This window comes from Ruminococcus sp. (genome assembly GCF_045129435.1).
In the GTDB taxonomy this organism is placed as follows: domain Bacteria; phylum Bacillota; class Clostridia; order Oscillospirales; family Acutalibacteraceae; genus Ruminococcoides.
Genome location: NZ_JBGVJL010000021.1, coordinates 1 through 3,428, shown reverse-complemented (window position 1 = coordinate 3,428; position 3,428 = coordinate 1). Strand labels below are relative to the sequence as shown.

The window sequence follows — 3,428 nt, the reverse complement described above, 5'->3', positions numbered from 1 at the left end:
TTCAGGAATAGCACACTATCAGGATTTTAATGAGCTTCTGAAGTTGCTTGACCATTCAAACGGAACTTATGATATTGATAAAATCACCAAGGCATATAAGTTTGCCGAAAAGGCTCATGGCGACCAGAGAAGAGTATCGGGTATTCCGTACATTCTGCATCCAACCTCTGTAGCGTGCATCCTTGCCGAGCTTGGCATGGATACAGACGCAATCTGTGCCGCACTTTTGCATGATGTTGTTGAAGATACTCCTACAACTCTTGAAGAGGTTGAAAAGCTGTTTGGTGCTGATGTTGCAAAGCTTATAGACGGCGTTACCAAGATTTCTAAAATTGCATTTTCATCAAGAGAACAAAGACAGGCTGAGAATATCAGAAAAATGCTTATTGCCATGGCAAATGATATTCGTGTAATCATCATTAAGCTTGCCGATCGCTTACATAATATGCGTACAATAAGTTGTATGCCTGAGCAGAGCAGGAGAGATAAGGCACACGAAAATATGCAGGTGTATGCACCTATTGCTCATCGTCTTGGTATCAAAACTATTAAAGATGAGCTTGAGGATTTGTCTTTGCAGTATCTTGACCCGATTGGTTACAAAGAGATTGAAGACGCAATCAGCCTTTCAGAAGATGACAGAGATAAATTCATTGAGTCTATAAAAATGCAAATTCTTGATAAAACAAAGAATTTAATCAAGAATGTTTACATAAGCGGCAGAGTAAAGAGCGTTTACAGCATCTACCGCAAAACCTTTATGCAAGGCAAAACCATTGACCAGATTTTCGATGTTTTTGCTGTGCGTGTAATTGTTGATACAGTTTCCGACTGCTACAATGTTCTCGGTGTTGTGCACGATATTTTCAAGCCGATTCCGAACCGTTTCAAGGATTATATTTCAATGCCTAAACCAAATATGTATCAGTCACTCCACACCACAGTGCTTGACAACCGAGCAATTCCGTTTGAAGTGCAGATAAGAACATGGGAAATGCACTACACAGCTGAATATGGTATCGCAGCACATTGGAAGTATAAGCTTGGTATGGGTGCAGGAGGAAAGGCAGAGAACACCCGTCTTGCAGAGAATATCGAAAAGGTTAAGAATATGATTCTTGATCAGCTTGAGGCGGAAGATGTTACCGATATTGCCAAGAACATCAGAAATGACTTTGAGGAAAACGATGTTTATGTATTTACCCCAAAGGGAGATGTAATGGTTATCCCGAACGGCTCAACTCCTATTGACCTTGCCTATATTATCCATACTCAGGTTGGACACAGAATGGTGGGTGCTAAGGTCAACGGCAAAATCGTTCCTATTGATTATAAATTAAAAACAGGTGAAATTTGCGAGATTATTACGCAGAAAGAGGAGCATCCTAATAAAGCGTGGATTGATATTTGTAAGACAGCATCTGCAAAATCCAAGATTCGTCAATGGTATAAGCACGAAAAGCGTGACGAAAACATTGCCGAGGGCAAGCAGATGCTTGAAAAGGAATTTAAACGCAACGGTATAAATCTTTCTGACGAAGAATTTGTAGAGTTCATTGAAAAAATGCTGATGAAAAAGCAGTATGTAACTCTTGACGATGTTTATGCCGCAATCGGCTATGGCGGAATTCAGCTTTGGAAGGTTATGCCTCGAATTAAAGAGGAATATCAGAAAACCTATGCCGCTGATATTGAAAAAATAGAAGTTCCGCAAGCACCACGCAAAAAGCCAAAGGCTTCTTCCGGTGTAGTAATTGAGGGTACGGACGATGTGCTTGTCAAATTCTCAAATTGCTGTAATCCTCTGCCGGGTGATGAGATTATCGGTTACATCACACGAGGTTATGGTGTGTCAATTCATAAGCGTGAATGTACAAATGTGCCTAAAAACTTAAACGATTGCGAAGAGCCGGAAAGATGGGTAAGCTGTTATTGGGAGGATAAGGCAGGCGAAGCATTCCGCAGTACCTTGCAGATTATAGCAACCGACAGAACAGGACTGCTTGCCGATGTTACAATCAAGCTTTCAAATATGCACATCTTTATTCACTCTCTCAATTCAAGAGAGGTAGGTGACGGCAAGGCTATGGTTACCGCTACTATTGATGTTACAGGCAAAAACCACTTAAAAGGTGTAATTTCAAAGCTTTCCGACATCAGCGGAATTGTAGAAATTAAGAGGTTATAATATGAAAGCAATTTTACAGAGAGTTACCTTTGCAGAAGTTAAGGTAGATGAAAAAGCAGTAGGCAAAATTGACAATGGCTTTTTGATTTTGCTTGGTGTGGCAGAGGGAGATACCGAAAAAGAGGCGGACGCTCTTTCGGCAAAGGTGGCAACACTCAGAGTGTTTACAGATGAAAATGACAAGATGAATCTTTCGCTTGCGGATATTGACGGCGAAGTGCTTGTTATTTCAAATTTCACATTATACGCAGATTGCTCACATGGCAGACGACCAAACTTTATGAAAGCCGCAAAGCCTGACATAGCAGAGCCTCTTTATGAATACTTTTGTAAAAAGATGAGCGACAACGGTGTGCGTAAGGTTGAAAAGGGCATTTTCGGTGCGGATATGAAAGTATCTTTGCTCAATGACGGCCCTGTTACCATTGATATAGACACAAGAGATTTAAAATATTAACCATATGAAAAGGTAATTGAAATGATAGAATACAAGATTTTTAATGTTACACAGCTTGCTACAAACTGTGTTTATCTTAAAGACACAGCAACAGGCTGTAATGCAGTTGTAGATCCGGGTGACAAAAGTGATGAACTTATTGCACAAATAAATGCAGACGGCGGAAAGCTTGACTATGTTTTGCTTACCCATGGTCACTATGACCACATTTCATTTGCAAAACAGCTTGCCGATATGTTCTCGGCAAAGATTATTACAGGCAAGGAAAACGAAAGATTTTTAACCGATTCAATGCTTAATCTCACCGCTTTTCACAATATGACCATTGAGCCGTTCAAGGCAGATGTTTTGCTATATGACGGCGATACCTTTATGATTGGTGAAACCAAGGTGAAGTACATCACCACACCGGGACATACAAGAGGCTGTGGCTGCTTTATTATGGATAAGCTTTTGATTTGTGGCGACACGCTCTTTTGCGAATCCTATGGCAGAACCGACCTGCCTACAGGCAATGACAACGATATGGTAGATTCCTTTAAAAAGCTTAAACAGCTTGAGGGTGATTATACCGTAATTCCCGGACATGGTCCGACATCTACTCTAAATCACGAGAAAAAATATAATCCTTTAATGAGCAGGGTTTGATATGAATTTATATGTAATTAATCATGGCTTTCACTATGAGCTTGAAAATGTGGCAAGGTTATTTTTCCCTAATGAAAAAATAACTGTTGTGCGTGAATGTGAGCAAAGGGAAGAGCCGTATATATATACCGAGCT

Annotated in this window: 3 protein-coding genes; all 3 read left to right on the top strand. The window is 40.3% G+C overall.

Annotated features, from left to right (window positions below; all coding sequences use genetic code 11):
• Positions 1-2,188 (top strand): RelA/SpoT family protein (locus tag ACJMMI_RS00935; protein ID WP_405352662.1); only part of this gene is annotated, 2,188 nt, incomplete at its 5' end.
• 1 nt (position 2,189) lies between these two features.
• Entirely contained in the window at positions 2,190-2,645 is a 456-nt protein-coding gene (gene dtd / locus ACJMMI_RS00930) for a D-aminoacyl-tRNA deacylase (protein WP_405352661.1), read from the top strand.
• 21 nt (positions 2,646-2,666) lie between these two features.
• Positions 2,667-3,293 (top strand): MBL fold metallo-hydrolase, encoded by a 627-nt coding sequence (locus tag ACJMMI_RS00925; RefSeq protein ID WP_405352660.1) that lies wholly within the window; start codon positions 2,667-2,669, stop codon positions 3,291-3,293.
• Positions 3,294-3,428 lie beyond the last annotated feature (135 nt).

Bases quoted from the DNA above. Each gene is read 5' to 3' on its own strand.
- dtd (WP_405352661.1), top strand. From the start codon at position 2,190: ATGAAAGCAATTTTACAGAGAGTTACCTTTGCAGAAGTTAAGGTAGAT.
- ACJMMI_RS00925 (WP_405352660.1), top strand. From the start codon at position 2,667: ATGATAGAATACAAGATTTTTAATGTTACACAGCTTGCTACAAACTGT.